The sequence below is a fragment of the Pleionea sp. WD8-19 genome (assembly GCF_055326765.1).
This window is the reverse complement of the sequence record NZ_JBUZOU010000001.1, coordinates 45,063-66,372: the sequence shown is the minus strand read 5'-3', so window position 1 is coordinate 66,372 and position 21,310 is coordinate 45,063. Positions and strand designations below refer to the sequence as shown.

Here is a 21,310-nt window from a genome sequence, read left to right as displayed (position 1 = left end):
GCGAATAATTAAATCGTCATCGGAATAGAATGTTATTCCGCGAAAAAATATAGTGAGTGAAAGTTGAATCTTCAAACGCGAAAGGGGGCACTAACGAACATTTTTGATGTTCATAAATGAACGAGATGTCTTTTATTTTTTATTGCGATGTAAACGGGTGTGTTGCCGTGTTTGTATTCACCAACGCCAACGAAAGTAAGGGGCCTTGATCGATTTGTTCTGAAAAGCTTCTGCTAAAATGTCTCCGTTATCATTTACCGAAAGTACCAAAAATTGCTTGGCGAATGGGTGATTGCGGTTTAACGCGATGGCAACGTCGGACGTAGCCGGTGGTCTTGGTCCTTTGTAATAATCGGCGAAGTCGGGCTCGGTTTCCGGATTAGGTGGCCAAAGAGACGCACTGCCTTCAATTGAAGTGATATAGGTAATGACTTGTTGAGAAGTCCAGTTGGGTGACTCACTTTTTACTTGCGTGATGATGTGATGGGTAAAGACAGCCGCTTGGTCCATGGTTGTATTTCCGCTTTTGGCAATGGCTGTGAAAGCGCCGGACTCATTTTCGGAAGTACAACCCAATGAAAACCAAAAAAGTGGCAAAACAGAAAGCCACTTCAAATACGAAAGTTTGAGGCGTTGTAAGTGATGAAACATCATCAGGTAGCAATGACGCTTATTTAAAGCGTACTTTTGCATTGGCATCGGGAATATAAGTTGCCCTGTGACCTTGATGCCATTGATTGTCTTTAAAATATTGCGATTCGACTCTCATATTGCCGTTTTCTAAAAGCCATGCTTTGGCTTTCACTTCTGTAACGCCGCCTGCTTCACCTTTCACTTTTTCTAAACTGGTGAAAGTATTACCTTCAAAAACGACGACGGCCTCAGTAAAGAAACCTTCGGTCGTGAAGTAAAAATAACGCAGCTTTTTGTCGGCACTGTCCCAAAAAATCAGAGCTTCACCGCCATATTGTCCGTCGTTAATGGAATGTTCGATACGGATAGCTTTACCATTAAGGTGTCTTTCCCAGCGCGAAATATCGACTACAGGCTTTTCTTTCGTGGAGCCCTCAAATTCACCGCGATAGGTTTTTCCGATAAAAGGGCGAAATTTTTCCAGTTCAGGAAGAAGAGTATCTGTCGCTTGTACAAGATTTATACCTGAGATGAATAGTAAACACATGAGTAGTCGCATCGTTAGGTTCCTATTGATATAGTGTCTAATCCATTTTTAACCTTACTTCGATATTTATCAACCGTTCTTTAACCTCTTCTACAGCGCTTTGTTACGCTATAATTGCATTGAGTTTTTAAGGTCGAGTAATTAATTGTGTATCGAATAGGGCTATTAGTATTGCTTTTGCTAGGGATTACTGAGGTGAAAACCAATGAGTTTCCTTCGGAAAATTCAGCCAATGAGCAGAAAGCAACGGTTAATGCGACAATGGATGAGTTTAATCGATTGAAAGATAGGCGTCCGGATGAGGCTATTGACATTGGACTTTCGCTCTTCAAGCGAGCGTTATTGGAAACACACTCTTTAGAGCATGTTGATTTTTTATTTGAGCTTACTTCAATGTTAGTGGTTCAGTCTCGATACGATGAAGCTGAATCTTTACTTGAAACGTTATTGACCATTGGCGAAAAGTCGCCAAATACCCATGCCGATATTAAAGCAATGATTGTTCGGTCGGTGATATTTCGCAGCAAATCACAGTTAGTTGAGGCAATGCAAGTACTCCAACAAGCTGAAAGTTTGCTAGACGATCGAAACGATCCTTATTTACGCGCCAGAATAATGCATGAACAATCCGTTATTCTCTTTTATCAAGGAGAAACGGAAAATGCTTTGGAGTTGGCGAAACAGGCTATGGATACGTTTGAAGAACTGCAACATCGAAAGTGGATGGGGCGTTCGGCAAACGTTGTAGGAATATTACTCGGTCAGCAAAGTCGGCATGATGAATCGCTTAACTTGTATATGAAAGCACTCGACATTGCCCAAGAGATGAATGATGTGCGAGCACAAACCGCGCTTTACAATAATATAGCGAACGTTTTGAACCGAATGGATCAGTCGGATGAAGCGATGAAAGTTTATCAACAGTCACTGCAGCTCGCAGAAAAACATGGTGATATTGATAGTCAAGCTTTGGCGTTGAATAATTTGGGCATTTCGAATCGCGACTTGGGGCATTATGACGCGGCCATTCGTTACTTTGAGCAAGCCGCAGAAACTGCAAAAAAGTCTGAAGCGATTGGGTTATATTCTCGTGCTTTAAATGGATTGGCAAGTACCTTTAGACGACAAAATAAATGGGACGAGTCGATTGAGTACGCTCAAAAAGCATTGGAAATTGCTGAACAGCAAGGCGATGCAACCATCACTTTTGGACCAAAAAGAAACATTGCCGCCTCCCTGTTGGGAAAAGGCGAGCTGGATAAAGCCTTAGTGCATGCGAATGAAATGTTGGCCATTGCGAACGAATGGCAATACCGTGAAAATGTACAAGATTCACATCAACTTTTATCTGAAATTTATGAACGTAAATCAAACTATCAACTGGCATTGTATCACTACAAAAAATACACCGAAATAAAGAATACAATCTTTAATTCAAAAAGCGACAAGACGATAGCGGGCTTACGCGCAAAATTTGAAGCTGAGCAAAAGCAAAATGAAATAGAGCGGTTGACGCAAGAAAAGCTGATTTCGGATGCGGAGTTAAGTCGTAGCGAACTATTGCTTGATAAAAAGGTGTTTGAGCGCAATATGTTCGCGATATTAATGGTTGCTACTGTTGTCCTCGGGTTTCTTTTGTATAAGCGGCACATACAAAGAAAGCTAAACCTAGAGCTCACTGAGCTGATAGAAAAACGAACGAAGGAATTAAAACGGAAAAATGAAGAACTCGTCAAAGCCTATGAGATGGTTGAGGAAAAGAGCTTAACCGATGACTTAACGGGTTTAAATAACCGACGTTTCGTATTGAAGCATATTGAAAATGATATAGATAAAGTTAATGACGTTTATCGACACGTGCGAGGTGTGACTCCACCTAGCGATAGTGATTTACTTTTTTTCCTGATTGATCTTGACCATTTTAAAAGTGTTAACGATCAGTACGGCCATGCGGCGGGTGATAACGTGTTGATGCAAGTGGCCAATTTATTGGCTCAAGTATTTCGCACTACCGACTATCTGATACGATGGGGTGGGGAAGAGTTTTTAGTTATTATGCGCTTTATTAATCGACAAGAAGCAAATGCTTATGCGGAACGGTTGCGCGTGGCATTTGAACAACACTCGTTTCATATCGGCGACGGTCAAACCATTCAGCGCACTTGTTCTATTGGATTTTCTGCTTACCCGTGTTTTAAGCAACAACCTAAAGCCATTTCTTGGTCGCAGACGATTGAGATTGCCGACCTATGCTTATATGCAGCAAAAAAAAATAAACGTAATGCGTGGGTGGGCATGGATTTTTATCATTGTGAATATGATGAGCGATTGTTTCCTTCTTTATTGGAAGACGCTCGCAGTGCTTTGTCGCAGTTAAAGCCCAAGTTACAAATGTCGTTTCAACCGACATCGGAAGTTCAATGGCAATAGAAAGTATTGATGAAATTATCGCCGTTATTTTTTAGCTGTGCTGGAGTTATGGTCGTTAAAATCAATAAAGTTCAAATGCTTTTTGTCAATTAAGAAGTTGGGTTACGCTATGCTTCATCCGCCCTACGACACTTCCGAGAAATGCGTGGCTTGGTAGGGTGGGTGTTAACCCATCTTGGCCTTTGTAAACTTAATAAAGCAAGGGAAGGCATGAAAGTTTACTCGTTCACAAACTGAATGTTGAATTTTGTCGGATGTTTTTGAATGGTCAGGTTCCCATTAAGCTGTTCAGTCAATAATTGTGTAAGCTGCATTCCCAAAGACGTTTGGTTGTTGATGTTAAAGTCTTCAGGTAATCCGTCGCCGTTATCTGATACGGAAAAAAATATTGTCTTGTCTTTTTTATTGAGTTCAATGGTAATGATAATGTGGTTGTCGGATGTTTTTGCGTGTTTAATTGAGTTGGTAAGTAGTTCGTTTAGAATTAATGCTAAAGGAATACCGGTTTTTATTGATAAGTAAATAGGTTGAACTTTTTTCTGAAAACTTAAAGCTTTACCGTTTCGGCCATAAAAGTGAAGCAATTGCTGAGTGACTTTATCGATAACATCGTTAAATTTCACTCTAGAAAAATCCTTCGACTCGTAGAGCGACTGGTGAATGTAAGCCATAGATTGAATACGATTTTGACATTCTTTTAGAAGCATTTTAGATTTAGTGTCTTCTATTTCTTCCATTTGCATGTTGATCAAGCTATCTATAATTTGTAAATTATTTTTAACGCGATGATGAATTTCCATGAGCAAAATTTCTTTTTCCTGTAAAGCCGAGGTTAATCCTTTTTCGTACTTCTTCCTCTGAGTAATGTCGACTACCGATGCCAGTACGCAGAAGCGATCTTCCACTTCAATCGGAGTTAATCCAATTTCAACGGGAAACTCTTCACCATTGGCTTTGAGTCCAAATAAATCTCGGCCAACGCCTATCGCTCCAGATACTGGATTGGCGTTGTAGTTGCGTCTTAACCTTGGGTGATCTTGTCGAATTCGTTCTGGAACCAATCGCTCTATGGGCTTTCCGAGCAGCTCTTCGCGTTGATAACCAAACATTTTTTCAACCGCTGAATTAATGCTTAATATATAGCCGGCTTCATCGACAAGAATCATTCCGTTTGGGGCCGCTTCTACTACCAGATCCATTCGGTTTTGAACTTTACTTTGTTGCTGCTGAATCAACTCATTTTGTCGGGCCATGACCCGTTGTATGGTATCTTGTAATGAATGGGCGTTTAATTCGCTTTTTTGAATGTAGTCGATGGCACCTGCCCGCATGGCAGCGGTGAGTATTTCTTTTTCACTGTGACCAGAAAGTAAAATAATAGGCACACTGGGATTCATTTCGCGGATGCGCTCAATGACAACCGCACCGGTGATCGCACCTAATTCGTAATCGACAAACACTAGATCAGGATACAACTTTTCAAAGCTGGAAAGGCCTTGATCCGGAACGTGGCAGACGGTTGATTCGATGTACCAGTAATTCACGTCTTCCAGCAAGCGGCACAATAAAATCGCATCTGCTTCGTTGTCATCAATAATTAAAGCTTTCAGCAAGGGCATGGGGCAATCCAGCTTAATTCGGTAAAGTGACCAATTGAAACCAGAAGGCTTCCAATATGGCAATAGAATCCATAAATTGCATGGGGTCTACGGGTTTGGTCATATAAGCGTTAACACCCAACTCGTAAGAATCAATGACATCGCGCTCCAACTGCGAAGTGGTCAGCATAATAACAGGCAATGTGCGAAATTCGGGGTGTGAGCGTATTTCACTGAGTACTTCTTTACCATCTTTTTTGGGCATATTAATGTCGAGTAACACCAAACTCGGTAAAGGATACTGCTCGCGATTATCGAAGGGGGGCGTTCCTACCAGGTAATCAAGCGCTTGCTGCCCATCTTCTACCTCACTGATGTTACACGCAATTTTGCCATCGAACAGTGAGCGTTTGATAATCTCGCGATCGGCATCGGAATCGTCCACTACTAAAATGGTTGCTGTTTTCGCCGTTCTATCATTCATAGGTTTAGTCTCTGCTTGTTGGTATTGTTTTGGGAAGTTGCAACGTAAAACAACATCCATCGCCTAAATTAGACGCCACGCGAACTTGACCATGATGTCGTTGAGCAATTTTTTTTACAATTGCCAGGCCAATACCACTGCCACTGTATTGTTTAACACCATGAAGGCGTTTGAACACGGTAAAGATCTTTTGATGATATTGAGGCTCGATGCCAATACCATTATCACTTACATTGATTACCCAATCTGAATCGGTTTGATCCGCCGTTATTGTAATTTCGGGAGCGACCTCTTTTCGTCGATATTTAATTGCATTTTGAATCAGGTTTTGGAGGGCCTGCTGAATTTGGGAAGCGTCGGCTTGTATGATAGGCAGCGTCTGGGTATGAATCTGAGCATCAGATTCACGAATGGCGATGGACAGGTTTTCTTTAATCGATGAAACAATTTGGTTTAAATTGCAATCTTCAACACGCAGCTCGTGTGTGCCAACTCGTGAAAGCGATAGCAAATCTTCAGTTAGACGATCCATGCGCTTGCCGGCACTTAAAATAAAGCCAATGTCCTGTTCCACTTTTTCAGAAAGCTCATCGCCTAAATCTTTTTTCAAAAATTGGCTGTAGCCGATTATGGTTCTCAGGGGTTCGCGTAAATCGTGACTGGCGGCGTACACAAACTCTTGTAACTCAGTGTTCAGTTGTTGCAATTTTTTACTGTTACTTAAAAGCTTTTGTTCGACTTCTCGACGAATGTCAATTTCACTTTTTAATTGTTGGTTCAGTTGCGTTATTCGATCTTTCTCTGAAAGTTCTTCGCACATGTGGTTTAAACTGTCGACCAGCTGCCCGAGCTCGTCATCGCTTTTTTTAACGGCTTTTTCATTAAATTCGCGTTTAGTAGAAAGTCTTTGCGCCCAACCTGATAAATATTCCAGTGGTTTAATTATATTGACCTGAAGCCAGGACGACATGAGGGCAATGGCAATGAGAGAACCCGTTAACATGATGACGAAAAACCAGAAAACACCATTAAGCAGATATTGCCATTCATCCATGTTGCTACTGAGCATCAGTTGCCCTAAGGTTTTATTGCCAACCTGTATGGGGGTAATGATGTGGTAGCGATTGTCATCTTGCCAAATATGTTCGCTTTCAATTTCTATTGGCCGAAATGTTGCAGATTTTTGATTCTTGGTGTAGGCACTGAATACTCGGTCGTCTTTAAAAATAATGGCTTGCTCAACGGATGCATCGTTTTTTAGAGCCTGCAATATTTCGGTTGAAGCATCCGCGTCATTAAAGCTGAGAGCGGCTTTGTTATTATAAGCGATGATATGTGAAAGTGTGGTTAAGTCGCGTTGTGCGCTCTGGTGAAAATAATTCTGCGCAGCCAACAGCAGGGTAATGGTTGAAATGGTAAGCAGCAGTAGAGTAAAAATTAAAACGGTAGCTTGCAATCGCGAGCGGATCGACACCTTTCTCCACCATGGAAACTGCTCAATAACGGGCAGCTGAGTGGGCGCTGTTTCCGGATGGTTCATAACTCGGTTTTCACTAGTTGCCATTGCCTCTCCAAGGCAGGTTGCATTCGATCCATGAATGTTTAAGTTGTTTTGATCCTGATCAGACTCGGCTTCACAATTGGGTGCTTTAGAAAAACACAAATATAATTGTCATTGCATGAAATGCTGAGGCATCACAATGAGTGCTTCTTATTGGTTATAAAACCTTACAATGAAACCGGTTTAAATGGACAAATTTACTGAAAAGTATAGGTTTACTGCTTATTAATTAGCAAAAAAATAACAGTAAGTCTCTGAAAAATCTCATATTCGGTATAGTTAGACGGGGGAAAATTTACAGTTGCATCGCTTCTTCCTATTTAATGTATTGCCTCGTCGGCAACTGTTGGTTGGCTACGAGGACAATTAAAGCCTAGGTTGACTGCCAATTTCATTCGTTTTCACCTATAGTTAACAAGATCTTATACCATTATCGGCATTCTGAAGTTCCGATGACCTTTATGTTGGCTCCGAACTTAAAACCGAGCTTTCGTTAAGATAAAAACTGCATAAGGAGTTGGCGAGTTCTAGCATGAAGTTGGTTGAAAAAATTAACATTATTTTGCTGCCTATCATTCTTATATTCGCAGTGCTTTTTGTGCTGTTTGTTTATCAGGAAATGCTATTCTATAACAAGCAGGAGTTACAGCAGGAACTGGAAAAGGAATTTATGCATTTTCAATCGCAGATGGCAGAAGAAGTGGACGAAGTGAATATTATTGCGATTGAACTGGCATCCAATTTGCCTCAAATTATCAACAGTCAGAAGCAAATACAGAATCAGGTATTGCGTTTGCTGCAATTACGCATGAATGACGCTGGCGCCCAGATTGAGTTGATCCAGCTGTTTGATAAAGCCGGCAATCTTTTGTTGTCTTCGGATTTGCAGGGCGCATACGCCTATGCGCCGATCATTCAGCTAGCACCTTTGCCGCCTGATACCGAAGGGCAAACGGGGATCAGCAGTGAAATTCGACCGCTTAGCCAATCTTTTTTTCGTAATGTTAATCAAAAGCTCTGGCACCAACACTCCTTTTACTTGTTAACGCGAGATGTCATTACCAACCACACGTTTGAACATCTGGCAGTGATTGTGAGCCGGATCGACGTCGCTGAGGCATTTCGCACTCACTTGGTGGAAACCTACGGTGAAAACATCATTTTCGATTTAACCGCACTTCAAGATCCTGTAGTCAAGCCGGTGAAGTTTGGCCATATTCAAACGAAGTTTGAGCACGATCTGCATCTGACATTGTTGCGTAATGATTATAACCTCTCAATTGCTGTGCCTCGAAGTATTCTGATTCAACGTTTACCTTATGATCTGTCTGAACTCATGATGTTCGCCTTATTGGTCGTTTTATTGGCTTACCTCATATTGATTTTATTACTACGACAGCAAGTTGTTGCGCCTATTGCTAAGTTGTTGGACAGAATCAATAACACCCGATTCGGTGACGACGTCGATATTGATAAGTTATCCGGTAATACTGAGATTGCGCAACTGCATAACGCTTATGTGCATATGTTGCAAAAGCTGAACAAGTTGGCGTCTTTTGATTACCTTACCGGGCTTGCCAATCGCATCAGTTTTCAAGTTCAGTTTGAACGACAGCTCAGCCGTGCTTTACGGTTAGAAACGCGTATGGCGTTACTGTATATCGATCTTGATAATTTCAAACACGTTAATGATCACTTTGGACACGCAACCGGCGATCGCTTGCTAAAACTGTTTAGTGAACGATTGCAAAAGTCCATCCGTCCTACCGATGTGGCTGCGACATTAGGCAAAGGGGAGATTGCTCGATTGGCCGGTGATGAGTTTTCGTTGTTGCTCACCGATGTGGAAGATGCTTTAGCGGCAGAAAAAGTGGCTGAAAGAATTTTGAAAATGTTTGACAGCGGATTTTTAGTGGATGGCATTAATCATAATGTGCAAGCCAGTATCGGTATTGTCATGATCCCAGATGATGGAACGGACGGCCAGGTTTTATTGCAAAACGCCGATGCCGCCATGTATCAGGCAAAAGTAAAAGGGAAGAATCGATACCAGTTTTATAACCAACAAATTGCCGGTGGCATACAACGCAAACAGTACATCGAAAAAGTGCTTATTAAAGCGATTCATCATGGGCACTTTACCTTGGAGTTTATGCCTATTTTTGAAGCAAAAAAACTGGCGGTGGCGGGTGTGGAGGTCTTGGTGCGTTGTCCAAACTTGGCACAAAAAGGGATTGGGCCTGAAGAGTTTATTCCGGTTGCGGAAAGCACTGGTTTGATAAAGGAAATCGACATTTGGGTACTGAATGAATCGTTAGGTCGGATGAACTACCTGCAGGATCGTTACGGTTTTCAGGGCTTTTTTGCAATCAATGTCAGTGCGGTGGAGTTGCACAATCGTGAATTTGTCAGCCAAGTAGAAAAACAACTTGCCAGACACCAAGTTATTCCGGGGCGGGTGGAGTTGGAGATAACCGAAACCAGCTTTGTAGATAATGTCACAGGAAGTATTCAACTGTTAAAGCAGTTGAAAGAGCTGGGAGTGAACTTGTCACTCGATGACTTTGGTACAGGATACACGGCGTTCAGTCAATTAATGGAGTTTCCGGTGGATCGTTTGAAAATCGATCGGTCTTTTATTCAAGGGCTCACTGGAGAAATCTCGGAAAAGCAGCGTATGGTGGATATCGTATTGGCTTTGGCGGATCTTTATCACCTGGATGTTATTGCAGAAGGTGTCGAGAATGAAGAACAAGTGAAGTACTTGAAAGATCGCGGTTGCGAACTGTTGCAAGGGTATTACCTTTCCAGTCCACTTTCCTGGCAAGACTTTCAGTCTTTAATTACTCAATCGGCGCCGGTTTCCGGTAGCGTTGCCTCCTAATCTGCATTACCATTCTCATTTCAAACCTTTAAGATTCGTCATTCATTAAAGTTACACGAATGCAGTTGTCATTGCGTTCCTGGAGGGTAGGGTGTGGTATCCGAGCCGCGCTCGGTGTCGCAACCATGAATGAGCGTAAGAACCGATGCAGCGAACCGAAAAGTTAAAATAAAAAGGTAAACATTTGCAACTCACCAACCTTGATCTCACCGCGATTTTGTTAACACTTAAATTAGCAACTTGGGTAACCGTCATTCTGTTACTCATAGGTACCCCCATTGCTTGGTGGCTAGCCCGTTCACACAGCCGTTGGACACGTCCAGTAAGCGCCGTGATTGCATTGCCTCTTGTTTTACCGCCAACTGTTTTAGGTTTCTATTTGCTACTCGCGATGGGGCCGCAGGGGTGGATTGGGCAGGCAACGCAAGCGATGGGATTTGGTACCTTTCCATTTACCTTTACAGGCATAGTGATTGGTTCGGTGATTTACTCGTTGCCTTTTGTGGTGCAACCCTTGCACAACGCATTTATGGCGATGGGGGACCAACCGCTAGAAGCTGCAGCAACATTAGGAGCTGGCCCCTGGTCACGTTTTTTTACGGTTGCTGTGCCAATGGCAAAGCCAGGATTCTTAACCGCATCTGTGCTCGGATTTGCACACACCTTGGGTGAGTTTGGTGTGGTGTTAATGATCGGTGGCAATATTCCGGGTGTGACTCGCGTACTTTCCGTGCAAATATATGATCATGTTGAAGCGCTCGATTATGCTCAAGCGCATTCACTTTCCGTGATTATTCTCATTTTTTCGTTTTTGGTTCTGCTGGCTCTTTATACAATAAATCCTGGCGGTCGCGTTCGAGCTTCTGGCGTTAATATTGTTTAGGATGAGAAATGATTCGAGCGAAATTCAATTTATCATTGGATGACTTTTTACTGGATGTCGATTTGCAAATGCCGATGTCTGGGGTGAGTTGCTTATACGGCGCATCCGGTTCCGGTAAAACCACTTTATTACGTTGTATTGCCGGTTTAAATCGGGCAAAAGGCGAGTTGTATTTTAATAGTGATTGCTGGCAGGATGAAAAGCGTTTTATACCTACTCACCAACGAGCCATTGGATATGTGTTTCAGGATGCTGTATTGTTTCCGCACTTATCCGTTGCGGGTAATCTTGATTTCGCAATCAAACGAGCAAAGCGAGCGCCTATCATTAACCGGTCGACCTTGATCAATTTGCTCGATATTTCACATTGTCTGAATAAAAAGCCGACCGTTCTTTCGGGTGGTGAACGACAAAGGGTTGCGATGGCACGTGCTATTTTATCGTCACCGCGTTTGCTGTTAATGGATGAACCACTGGCTTCGCTCGATAGAAAACGCAAACAGGAAATATTGCCCTATTTGGAACGGCTTAAGACCGATTTGCGTTTACCGATTATCTATGTCACTCACGCTGATAACGAAGTGGCGCGCCTGGCGGACCATCTGGTGGTGTTGCAACAGGGAAAGGTGGTGGTTAGCGGTGAATTGCAGCAGGTGTTGGGAATGTACCCGTTACCGGTTGAGTTAAGAGAAGAGCCCGCTGTTGTCTTGCCTTCTCGAGTTGAACATTGTGATACCGAGTGGTCTTTGTGTCAGGTGGCATTCAATGGGGGAACACTTTGGGTGCGAGATCACCATTATCGTGTGGGTGAGCAAGTACGCGTGCGAGTGATGGCTCGTGATATTAGCCTCGCAACTCGCGAGCCCGAAACATCGAGTATTTTAAACGTGTTGCGCGGCAAAGTGATTGACGTTTGTGATGACCTGCATCCGGCTACAGTTTTAGTTAAAGTTATGGTTGGTCAAAGTATTTTTGTATCGCGCTTAACGCGACGTTCCTTACAGCAACTGTCCATCACTTTGAACTCAGATGTTTGGTTGCAGGTGAAGTCGGTTGCATTGGTTCGGTAAACTCACATCAAAAAGAGCGATAAGATTAATACATAACATTGAAATATTTTAGAGCATTGGGTTTAAATTCTCACTCTAAAGCATTTGATCAGAAAACCTCTACCCAAGGCTCAGGTCGATGCACAAAATACCCCTGCGCATAATCGATACCTAGCTCGCGAATTTTGTTTTCTATTGCTTCATCTTCTACAAACTCAGCAACTGTGGTTTTATCAAGTTCCTGAGCAATACGTAAAATCGTTTCTACAAAAGTTAACTTGAGTTGATTGTTGCAAATGTCTTTAATAAACGTACCATCAATTTTTAAGCTGTGAACCGGAAGTTGTTGTAGGTGGTTAAACGATGATAACCCACTGCCAAAATCATCCAGGTAAAACTGGCAGCCAAGTTGAGAAAGATTTTGAATAAATGTCAATGCCGATTGTAAATGTGTAATGGCGTAGGTTTCGGTGATTTCAAATCCGATACGATTGGCATTAATCGGATATTTACGAAACAGCTCGTGGATGAAGTCACCGATATCGCTTGTATCAAGCGTTGCTCCTGAAAGGTTTATTCCGTATTGCGAGTCGCTGTCGGCTTCGGTTTCGGCAATGGTTTTAAACGTGGCCTCAATCACCCAGCGATCAATGGGGGCAATTAAATCGTATTTTACCGCTGTCGGAATAAACAGATTGGGTGGAACCAGCTTTCCGGAGTCGCTCTTCATACGAACCAATACTTCATACTGAGCAGGCACATTTTTGTGCTTTAATGACTTTAGTCTTTGTCGATAGAGCACCAACGAGTTGTTCTGCAGCGCTAACTTGATGTTTTTCACCACTGCCATTTCATTGGCATGCAGTATTAGGACGTCGTCGTCACCTTGATAAAGTTGAACGCGATTTCGCCCCTTTTGTTTTGCTAAATTGGTTGCAAGTGTTAATGAGCCGAGTACTTGTTCAAAGTTATTGAACGATTCATCGATATTGAGAACGCCAATGCTGACGGTGACAGGATAGTCAAGCGTCAGTTGATCATGCTCAAATTCATTCAGGCGTTTACGTAATTCATCGGCAAATGTCTCAGACTCCCAATGAGCTTGGTCGGGAAACAGTATCGCGAATTCATCGTTACCCAGTCGACTAATTTCGCAATCATTTGCTAATTGCTTGCGCAGCTGTGTTGAAAATTGGAACAGATATTGGTCGCCGAAGGAGTAGCCAATGCGATTGTTAATTTGCTGAAATTCGTCGATGTCAATTAAAAGTGCTACACCATGATCGGTGAGCGTGCGATGCTTTAAGAATTCGGTAACGGTTTGGTCAAATTTATCACGATTGCTCAGTCCCGTTAATTTATCGTGTGCTAATTGACGCGCCAGTTGTTGATCACCTTTTTTCTGATGCAGTTGTCGTTTTTTTTGTAGATAATAAAAGCCTAGTAGTGTTGCCGATATGAACAGCCAAATGAGCAGCGCGTTGACAAGTGTAGTCCATAACAGTTGGTGATTGTATTCGGGCGCAAGGCGGATCGCTAACTGCCAACGCGTATTGGGAATGGGTTTTAGAAAACTGAACCTTTTGACTTCTTCATAACTCATCTCTAATTGTAGTTGACCGCTTGTTTCGTCATTGGAAAGCTCAATTTTACCCGGCTTATCGGTTCGCATTAAAAATAATTGTTGATGCGGCAGTTGAAACTGTTTTAATAAATTTTGAAATACATTGGGATTGAAAGCTACGAAGAAAAACGATTGTTTATCGTCATGAAATGATAATGGCTGAAGTAAATCGAAATGAATGCTGTTGTCGTTACGGTGCATAAACAGTTGTTGTTGGCTGCCTTGTGCAATGGTGGTAGAGATTTCTTGTTTGCAGTCTTCAAGAAAGTCTCCGGTAATATGTTTCAGCAAGCCGTTGCCTTCGTTGTCAATCAACGTAAACAGTCGGACATGATCAATTTCGTTACGTATTTTTTTTAATAAAAATAGATAGTCACTTTTATTGGCCTTTGGGCCTTGTTGATAAAGCAATTGAATATCGTTTTGATAGCGTGTTTGAAATTTTCGAATGGCCAATTGTAATTGGAGAAAGTGCTCCTGATATTCTGATAAAACATTGTTGCTTACTGAGTCCATCAGCGCATGTTGGTAGCGAGAATGGGTAAGGAAAACAGAATAGCTGTTCCAAAGCAGGAGCAGTAAAAATAGTGCACTAGTAAAGAATACCAGAGTTTTTGTGCCGGTGAGCAGGTGCTGGATCGGAGAGGGCTTCTTGTTCAAGCAGGTTACAGTTAATTCGCTATAAAGGTCATTGTTAAGCCTAGTCTGAATTTCTATTAATTCAACTCAGTTTGAAAGTGGCACACTTTTAAGTATTTCATATACCAATAAAACGGTGTGATTTGAGTCAGGTGCCCTTAGTTTAACAAAGGCTTTTGTAATCAAAGGCTTGGAAGTTGACTCCGGTATGCCGTTGACCTAAATTGTTAACAGAAATTCATCTCAAAGAATGAATAATAGCTCCAGACCTCTGTAGAGCGTGTTTGCCTTTCATTTTCACTGGATTTCAAATGGGTTTATGAACCCATGGAAAGGAGCATTAGCGATGCAACTCGGAATAACTGGAAAGGTCACTTTCACCATCTGGGGTTTTGTACTCTTAACAACCCTGGCCATTGGTTATGTCTTCACTCAGCTCACCGTTAATACCTTACGCCAAGTAGCGGTCAAGGATATTGAGCATCGAACCGCTCTCATTGCGGATAAATTAAAGTCAGTATTTATTGTCGCTAAAAACGATATTTCATTACTTGCTAACTACCAAGCGATACGTGAACTGGATACAGAAAGCGACATGCAAAAAAATAATGCTATGGCATTGTTTATGGCATTGGCTAATGAGAAGCACTGGTACGCCAAAATTCGTTACATTGGAATGAATAATCAGGGTAAAGAAGTTGTTCGTGTGGATCGTAACGGACTGGTACTATTGCCTATTGAAGATGAAGGCCTACAAGCGCGTGCTGAACAAGATTATTTTCGCAATACCATTTCTCTCTCGCCAGGTGGGTACTTTTATTCAACGATTCAACTGAATCGCGAGCAGCAGGAGCTGGCGTTACCTAATCAACCTACATTACGTATTGCAAAGCCAGTGTATGCAAGCGACACCAGTCAACAGGCAGAAGGCATTGTCGTTATTGATCTGGATATAAAAGTTGTATTCGAATCGTTGTATAACACGCTTTATGACAATGAACGTCTTTATATTGTTAATCAAAGAGGCGATTATTTGTTTCATCCGGATACAGCACGAGAGTTTGGTTTCGAGCGGGGTCATCGATATCGTATACAAGATGAGTTTCCGCAAACTGAGGCTTATATTGAGTCACCACAAAAACAATTTCGGTGGGAGCAACTGCGTGATTCGGCCGGAGCTATGGTGATTGAACGTGTGATGATACCGGGCGACAGTGTGGTCGGCTGGCTGGGCCTCGCGGTTTTTGTACCCGATGAACACATCGAGCAGTTTTCTGAACCTTTGATACGATCCGCTGTAGGTGCAGTGATCGGTTTCGGCTTTTTAGAAGTGGTGCTGATTTTATTACTCAGTTGGTATTTTGTGAAACCCTTACGCTTGGCGATAGAAGCGCTGACACACTACGACGGTAGAACTTTGATCAATAAATTACCGGTAGAACGTAAAGATGAAATCGGCGAATTGGCGCGACAGTTTGAAAGCTTAACGCGTCGAGTGGAAAAGCAAATTTATACCATTAACGATGAACGAGAAAAGCTCAGCAGTATTTTTAATACGGCAACCGATGGCATTATCCAGATTGATGAGGAAGGGATTATCGAGCGTTGTAATCGCGCTGCCGAAGCACTTTTCGATTATCCGGAAGGCTCGTTAGTCGGTCAAAACATTCGTGTTCTGATGGCTGGTCAGGACCGCGCAATGCATAATTATTATTTACAAAAATATCGCAGTGAAGGCAAGCGTCGAATCATTGGTATGGGAAGAGAAGTGACCGGAGTTCGTCGTGATGGCTGTGCACTGGATCTTTACTTATCGGTTAGCGAATACCAGGAAGGGCAGTCGCGCAAATTTACTGGTATTTTACACGACATCACAGAACGTAAACGGCTACAGTCGGAGCTGAATCAACTCAGTAATTCTGATCCGGTTACGGGCGTGTTTAACCAACGTTATTTTTCCGATATATTGACGCGTGAATTTAATCGAGCACAACGTAATGGTAAACCGTTGTCGCTGCTGATGATTGATATTGATAATCTCATGCAGATTAACAATGATAACGGTGCGGTTACAACCGATAAAACGTTGCACACGGTTATTGGCATTATGCAACAAGAGTTACGTGGTCACGACATTGTTGGCCATTATTCGGGTGTTGATTTTGCGGTGATTTTTCCAGAAACCGATTGTAAAACGGGTGAGCAGGTAGCCAAACGACTCCTGGATATTCTTGACCGTCAAACCTTGATCATTCGAGGACGTCAAGTCGCTATCCATGTTTCCATTGGCCTTGCCGCTTATGATGATGAGCGTGATGTTGAACTGGTTGATTTGCTTGATGTGGCACACCAGAATTTATTGCGAGCGAAAGTAAAATCGAATGAAAATATTAGTGTGGAAAGTGTTGCTGCTATTGAAAGCATTTAAAGAGGTGGTTTTTAAACCCTAACTTTCAAACTGAAATTAAGGGGGGGAGTTCTTTTGGGTAGCAATAATGTGCGTTAACTTGTCATTTGCTTTTATGCTTCTAAGCTACTTTGTTTAACATCGATAAGCAGTTTGAATTTTTAGTCGCGATGTTCTTACTTTAAAAGTGGGCTATCACCTATCCTCTTTATGTATTGGGAAATAGCGAACATTGTAGCTTAGGATGGGTGATAAACCATCTTTTAACACTTTAAAAAACTAATATTCAAACTATTTTAAATTATAAGTCGTAAAACTTAAGGTTTTCCATTCATCTTGGAAAAAATATCCAATGGTATTGGAAATACAATGGTCGAGCTTTTTTCTCCAGCGATTTCGGTTAAGGTACTTAAATATCGTAGCTGAATGGCTTCACTTTGTTTTGCCAAGGTTTGAGCGGCTTCTAACAGTTTTTGTGATGCTTGCAACTCACCTTCGGCATGGATCACTTTAGCGCGTCGCTCACGCTCAGCTTCGGCCTGTTTCGCAATCGCCCGAATCATGCTTTCATCTAAATCCACGTGTTTAATTTCAACATTAGAAACTTTAATGCCCCAGCCGTCGGTTTGTTTATCGAGAATGTTTTGAATATCGGCATTCATGCGATCACGAGCGGCCAACATTTCGTCCAATTCGTGTTGTCCTAATACGCTTCGTAAAGTGGTTTGTGCAAGCTGACTGGTCGCATCAAAAAAGTTTTCTACATTGATGATTGCTTTTTGCGGATCTATCACACGAAAATAAATAACGGCGTTCACTTTAACTGAAACATTATCGCGTGAAATCACATCTTGCGTCGGTACATCCATTACTACCGTTCGTAGGTCCACCCGAACCATTTGTTGGATCAATGGGATCACGATGATCAATCCCGGCCCTTTTACTTTGTGAAAGCGACCCAGTAAAAATATCACACCGCGTTCGTATTCTCTGAGCACGCGAAATGCGCTCATCAATAAAAACAGGATCGCTATAGCTAGCGCCAAAGTAACTTGTGGAAACATATCAGTGCTCCTTCGGTTCAACGGTCAGTGTTAAACCATCGATGTGTGTAATTTTTAATGGTTGGTCTTTCCGAATAGGCTGTTCGCAATCGGCCTGCCAGATTTCTCCTAACACCCAAACTCGACCGTGGCCCTCAAAGTCATTGTCGGCTATTGCGGTTTCGCTCAATAAGGCATTACTGCCACTGACAATGGGACGTTTTCGAGATTTTAAAGCCAGCACAATGACAAACGCGGTAAGTAAACTGCTGATCAACATCAGCGAGATTATGAGAGAGCGCGAAATTTGGTACTCAGGAATGTCCGACTCCATCAATAAAAAGGAACCAATGGTTAGGGCGACAATCCCGCCTACACCTAACGCACCAAAACTGGGAGCAAAAGCCTCGGCAGCTAACAGACCAAGGCCGAGTAGAATAAGTCCGGCTGCTGCGTAATTGATGGGAAGCATTTGAAAGGCGTAGAGTGCCACCAACAAGCAGATGGCACCCACGATTCCGGCCACCATGCCACCCGGATGATAAAACTCCAGCATTAATCCCCATACGCCGATCATTAACAATATGTAAGCCATATTAGGGTTGGTGATCACTTCCAGCAGGCGATTGCGCCAGTCAGGTTGGTAATCGATAATGACCGGATCAATTAACCGGATCACTTCACCGCCTTTTGGTTGAAAGCCATTCATTTGCTGCAGTAGGTGGTTGATATCGGTAGCGATTAAATCGATCACTTTCATTTCCAATGCGTTACTGGCGGGTAAGTTGGCTGCTTCGGAAACGGCTTTGATGGCCCAATCTTCGTTTCGACCGCGCAGTTGTGCCAAACTGCGAATGTAACCAATGGCATCATTGATGACTTTGCGTTGCATATTGTCGCTGTTATCGGACGGTGAATCGTCGTTCGATTCTTGCTCGTGTTGTGATTCACGTTTTTTCGGTTGAATTCCGCCAATGGAAACGGGGGTGGCCGATCCTAAATTGGTCGCAGGTGCCATGGCTGCAACATGGCTGGCGTAAAGAATGTATGTGCCTGCACTGGCTGCACGCGCCCCTTTCGGGTAAACAAAACTTACAATTGGAATAGGTGAATCGAGAATGGCCTGAATAATATCGCGCATCGCAGCATCTAATCCGCCGGGTGTATCCAACACTAAAACGATTAAGTGAGCTTCGTCTTTCACTGCTGTTTGTAAGCCGCGTTTAAAGTAGTCGCTGGTGGCCGGTCCTATCGCGTGATTCACAGTGAGCCGATACACTTTGCTGCTCTCTTCCATCGCTGAACTTCCAGCCAGCGAAAGCAAGCAGGCAAACAACAGCAGTGACTTAAGTGGTAGCAGCATAGAGCACGACGATGATGTGGTATTCCTTTTAAATCAGTATAGACGTTTAAATGGCGATGAATGGAGAGAAGCAAGCTCTTGCTTGATTAAGTTCATTCAAACTCTATAGAAATTTTTACTCTTTAGCACAGATGGCTATGAGAGAACGGTGTAGAAATACGATTAAACATAATTCGATGCGTACTTTTATGTGAAGCCTCTTTTCCTACAATGATCCCCTGTCTTATCATCAAGTGCGGGTATGAGAGGCTGGTTGTTGGTTAGGAAGTACACTACAAAATCCATATACTTAAAACCTACATTAGGTTGGGCTTTTGATGAGTAAATAATATTTCGCTATGAGATTTATTGATGGCTACACTTAATGAACCTTCCCCAATTTAGTAGGTAGTACCATGCAAACACGTGCTGGAGAAGTCACTAAATTTTGGTTTCGTTCAAATCGTATTTACCACACCGCCGATGGGTGGTGGTTTCAAACGCGTGAGAACACCGAACTTGGGCCTTACGGATCAGAAGTAGAGGCTGAGCGCGAGCTTTGTCACTATATTCGAAGAGTCACTTGCTTTAATGTGCTGATGACGGTTCCTGGAACTGAAAGTAAAAGCGTTGGTGCGGTAAAGTAAGTTAACGGTTATTGAAGACAAGTGCCTCAGTCTTATCGTGACTGAGGTGTTGGTTATTCTGATCTAATTAAGGTGTGCTCTTTCGGTAAAACTGCTTATGCTGCATCAACGTCCTGGCTTAAAGAAATAAGCGCAATGTATACTTCTACCCCTCTTTCGGCTTCCAAAATGCCGTTATAAGGCCCTAGTAAATCACCTTCCCGAGTTTTGAAATACCATTGAGAATCGACCAGTGTGTATCGTGACGAGCGGACAATATCTTGCTCTAAAATATCCGTTGTTCTCATTGACTGCATCCTAAATGAACAGGTGGTTTTTAACTGGCGCTCATTTTACGAATTTCAATAAAGCTGAATAGACGAAATGGCTCAAACTTTTGTGAGATATGTCTCACATTTTCGTTGTTATCGCAAAGGAATAATATTAATTGTCGGTAAGCAGGGAACTTTATAACGTATTGATAATTAAAGAGGAACTTTGTTTTCACTGAAGTATTTCAGGCGATAAGTTTTCCAAGTGTGACGGTCACTTTGACACATGCCATATCGAAACGACGGTTCAAACTCTGGCCAATGGTAACGCAGATCGCTGAACCAAACGCAATAAGCTTCGGTCGTGTGGTCGAGCCGGTAAAATACGGGAAAAACCGCAAAGTCACGAAAAGCTCTAAAATCGGGGTGATGCCAGATGCTTTGCGCGACCTCTCTTTGTTCTATATTTTCGGGGATTAAATCGTAGGTTTGCCACCGCAGCGCTTGGGGTGGATGAAAGGCGTGGTTGTATTGGGGCTTGCCGAGTAGTGAAGTGATCCATTGAGCCACCGGATCGGGCACCCACTTTACATAGGCTTGATGCGTTTTTTGTTTTTCTTGAAAAATGGCCTGCCAATAAAAGGGTGAAAAAGGCTGAGGCAGTAATACCAGCTTACTCTTGGTCTGCGTGGATGGCACGTTGGATTTAAGCGTTTGGTACAGTAAATGTTTATTAAAGATGACCAATGCAAGGTAACTGAAGGGCAATAAAAACCACCATGCTGAGTGTCGAACTTGAGGCTTGAAATACAATGCGATTAAACAAAGTAAAACGCAGAACGTAAAGTAGCCATCGACAACAAATAGCCACTCCCAACTGAATCGAGCATTATATAAGGGCGCGAACCAGGCGGTTCCGTAAGTGGTCATCGTATCGATCAGAATATGCGAGACTATTCCTCCCAGGCTAATCAGGTATAAGAGCTGTTGGCTGTATTGGTGGCGAAACCATTTTGTCCAGAACACCATGAGCAATAACGCCCAAAATGGAGCGAGTAGAAGGGAGTGAGTTTCCGCTCTGTGCCAATACGCAAGAAAGTCCAGAGGATTGACCCAGAAATAAAGATAATCGATATCGGGAAACAATGCGCCCGAAGCGCCAACGCTAACTCGGTGCCAGAAACTTATATCATTGTGTGATGTGATTTGTGGCTGATTGGTGTTTTGTTTTTGCTTTGGTAATTGCGCCAGTGACGCACCAACCAACATATGAGTGAATGCATCCATG

At 42.6% G+C, this 21,310-nt stretch carries 16 protein-coding genes; 6 read left to right on the top strand and 10 right to left on the bottom strand.

All coding sequences use genetic code 11. The annotated features are described in order from the left end of the window. Positions 1-177 precede the first annotated feature (177 nt). Both ACTUJY_RS00250 and ACTUJY_RS00245 read right to left on the bottom strand, forming a co-directional pair. Positions 178-693, bottom strand: coding sequence for a hypothetical protein (locus ACTUJY_RS00250; RefSeq protein ID WP_463614022.1), 516 nt, complete (start codon positions 691-693; stop codon positions 178-180). Further along, positions 671-1,192: a hypothetical protein gene (locus ACTUJY_RS00245; RefSeq protein WP_463614021.1), complete on the bottom strand. Its 522-nt coding sequence runs from the start codon at positions 1,190-1,192 to the stop codon at positions 671-673. The genes ACTUJY_RS00250 and ACTUJY_RS00245 overlap by 23 nt, the downstream gene beginning before the upstream one ends. A gap of 183 nt (positions 1,193-1,375) precedes the next feature. Here ACTUJY_RS00245 and ACTUJY_RS00240 point away from each other — a divergent pair, with 183 nt between their 5' ends. Next, positions 1,376-3,610 (top strand): tetratricopeptide repeat-containing diguanylate cyclase, encoded by a 2,235-nt coding sequence (locus ACTUJY_RS00240; protein WP_463614020.1) that lies wholly within the window; start codon positions 1,376-1,378, stop codon positions 3,608-3,610. Positions 3,611-3,828: 218 nt separating this feature from the next. Here the strand turns inward: ACTUJY_RS00240 and ACTUJY_RS00235 are convergent, their stop codons facing one another. From ACTUJY_RS00235 to ACTUJY_RS00225, 3 genes are read right to left on the bottom strand one after another with little or no spacing between them, the layout of a single operon-like run. Then, entirely contained in the window at positions 3,829-5,229 is a 1,401-nt protein-coding gene (locus ACTUJY_RS00235; protein WP_463614019.1) for a sensor histidine kinase, read from the bottom strand. A gap of 13 nt (positions 5,230-5,242) precedes the next feature. Beyond that, a complete protein-coding gene (locus tag ACTUJY_RS00230) occupies positions 5,243-5,692 on the bottom strand; it encodes a response regulator (RefSeq protein WP_463614018.1) in 450 nt (149 codons plus the stop codon). 4 nt (positions 5,693-5,696) lie between these two features. Beyond that, on the bottom strand, positions 5,697-7,256 hold the full coding sequence (locus ACTUJY_RS00225; protein WP_463614017.1) for an ATP-binding protein: 1,560 nt from the start codon (positions 7,254-7,256) through the stop codon (positions 5,697-5,699). Positions 7,257-7,785: 529 nt separating this feature from the next. Here ACTUJY_RS00225 and ACTUJY_RS00220 point away from each other — a divergent pair. The 3 genes from ACTUJY_RS00220 (at position 7,786) to modC (ending at position 12,090) form a co-directional block, all read left to right on the top strand. Next, positions 7,786-10,137 carry a putative bifunctional diguanylate cyclase/phosphodiesterase gene (locus ACTUJY_RS00220; RefSeq protein WP_463614016.1) on the top strand — a complete coding sequence of 784 codons (2,352 nt, stop codon included), beginning with the start codon at positions 7,786-7,788 and terminating at the stop codon, positions 10,135-10,137. 184 nt (positions 10,138-10,321) lie between these two features. Beyond that, positions 10,322-11,020: a molybdate ABC transporter permease subunit gene (gene modB / locus ACTUJY_RS00215; protein WP_463614015.1), complete on the top strand. Its 699-nt coding sequence runs from the start codon at positions 10,322-10,324 to the stop codon at positions 11,018-11,020. An 8-nt stretch (positions 11,021-11,028) separates the two neighbouring features. Further along, the gene (modC, locus tag ACTUJY_RS00210; RefSeq protein WP_463614014.1) at positions 11,029-12,090 is read left to right on the top strand and encodes a molybdenum ABC transporter ATP-binding protein; all 1,062 of its coding nucleotides are present in this window, start codon (positions 11,029-11,031) and stop codon (positions 12,088-12,090) included. Between the two features lie 88 nt (positions 12,091-12,178). Here the strand turns inward: modC and ACTUJY_RS00205 are convergent, their stop codons facing one another. Then, complete coding sequence (locus ACTUJY_RS00205) at positions 12,179-14,353, bottom strand: putative bifunctional diguanylate cyclase/phosphodiesterase (protein WP_463614013.1); 2,175 nt, start codon at positions 14,351-14,353, stop codon at positions 12,179-12,181. A 298-nt stretch (positions 14,354-14,651) separates the two neighbouring features. Here ACTUJY_RS00205 and ACTUJY_RS00200 point away from each other — a divergent pair, with 298 nt between their 5' ends. Next, complete coding sequence (locus ACTUJY_RS00200; protein ID WP_463614012.1) at positions 14,652-16,760, top strand: sensor domain-containing diguanylate cyclase; 2,109 nt, start codon at positions 14,652-14,654, stop codon at positions 16,758-16,760. A 296-nt stretch (positions 16,761-17,056) separates the two neighbouring features. Here ACTUJY_RS00200 and ACTUJY_RS00195 read toward each other — a convergent pair whose 3' ends face one another. After that, the gene (locus ACTUJY_RS00195) at positions 17,057-17,803 is read right to left on the bottom strand and encodes a slipin family protein (protein ID WP_463614011.1); all 747 of its coding nucleotides are present in this window, start codon (positions 17,801-17,803) and stop codon (positions 17,057-17,059) included. A gap of 1 nt (position 17,804) precedes the next feature. Continuing rightward, positions 17,805-19,145, bottom strand: coding sequence for an NfeD family protein (locus ACTUJY_RS00190; protein ID WP_463614010.1), 1,341 nt, complete (start codon positions 19,143-19,145; stop codon positions 17,805-17,807). Between the two features lie 395 nt (positions 19,146-19,540). On the opposite strand from ACTUJY_RS00190, the gene ACTUJY_RS00185 reads away from it, so the two are divergent. Continuing rightward, positions 19,541-19,771, top strand: a complete 231-nt coding sequence (locus tag ACTUJY_RS00185) for a DUF6316 family protein (protein WP_463614009.1) — start codon at positions 19,541-19,543, stop codon at positions 19,769-19,771. 95 nt (positions 19,772-19,866) lie between these two features. Here ACTUJY_RS00185 and ACTUJY_RS00180 read toward each other — a convergent pair whose 3' ends face one another. Together ACTUJY_RS00180 and ACTUJY_RS00175 are read right to left on the bottom strand one after the other, a co-directional pair. Next, positions 19,867-20,058, bottom strand: coding sequence for a DUF6316 family protein (locus ACTUJY_RS00180; protein WP_463614008.1), 192 nt, complete (start codon positions 20,056-20,058; stop codon positions 19,867-19,869). A gap of 177 nt (positions 20,059-20,235) precedes the next feature. Further along, positions 20,236-21,309, bottom strand: a complete 1,074-nt coding sequence (locus tag ACTUJY_RS00175) for a metal-dependent hydrolase (RefSeq protein WP_463614007.1) — start codon at positions 21,307-21,309, stop codon at positions 20,236-20,238. Position 21,310 lies beyond the last annotated feature (1 nt).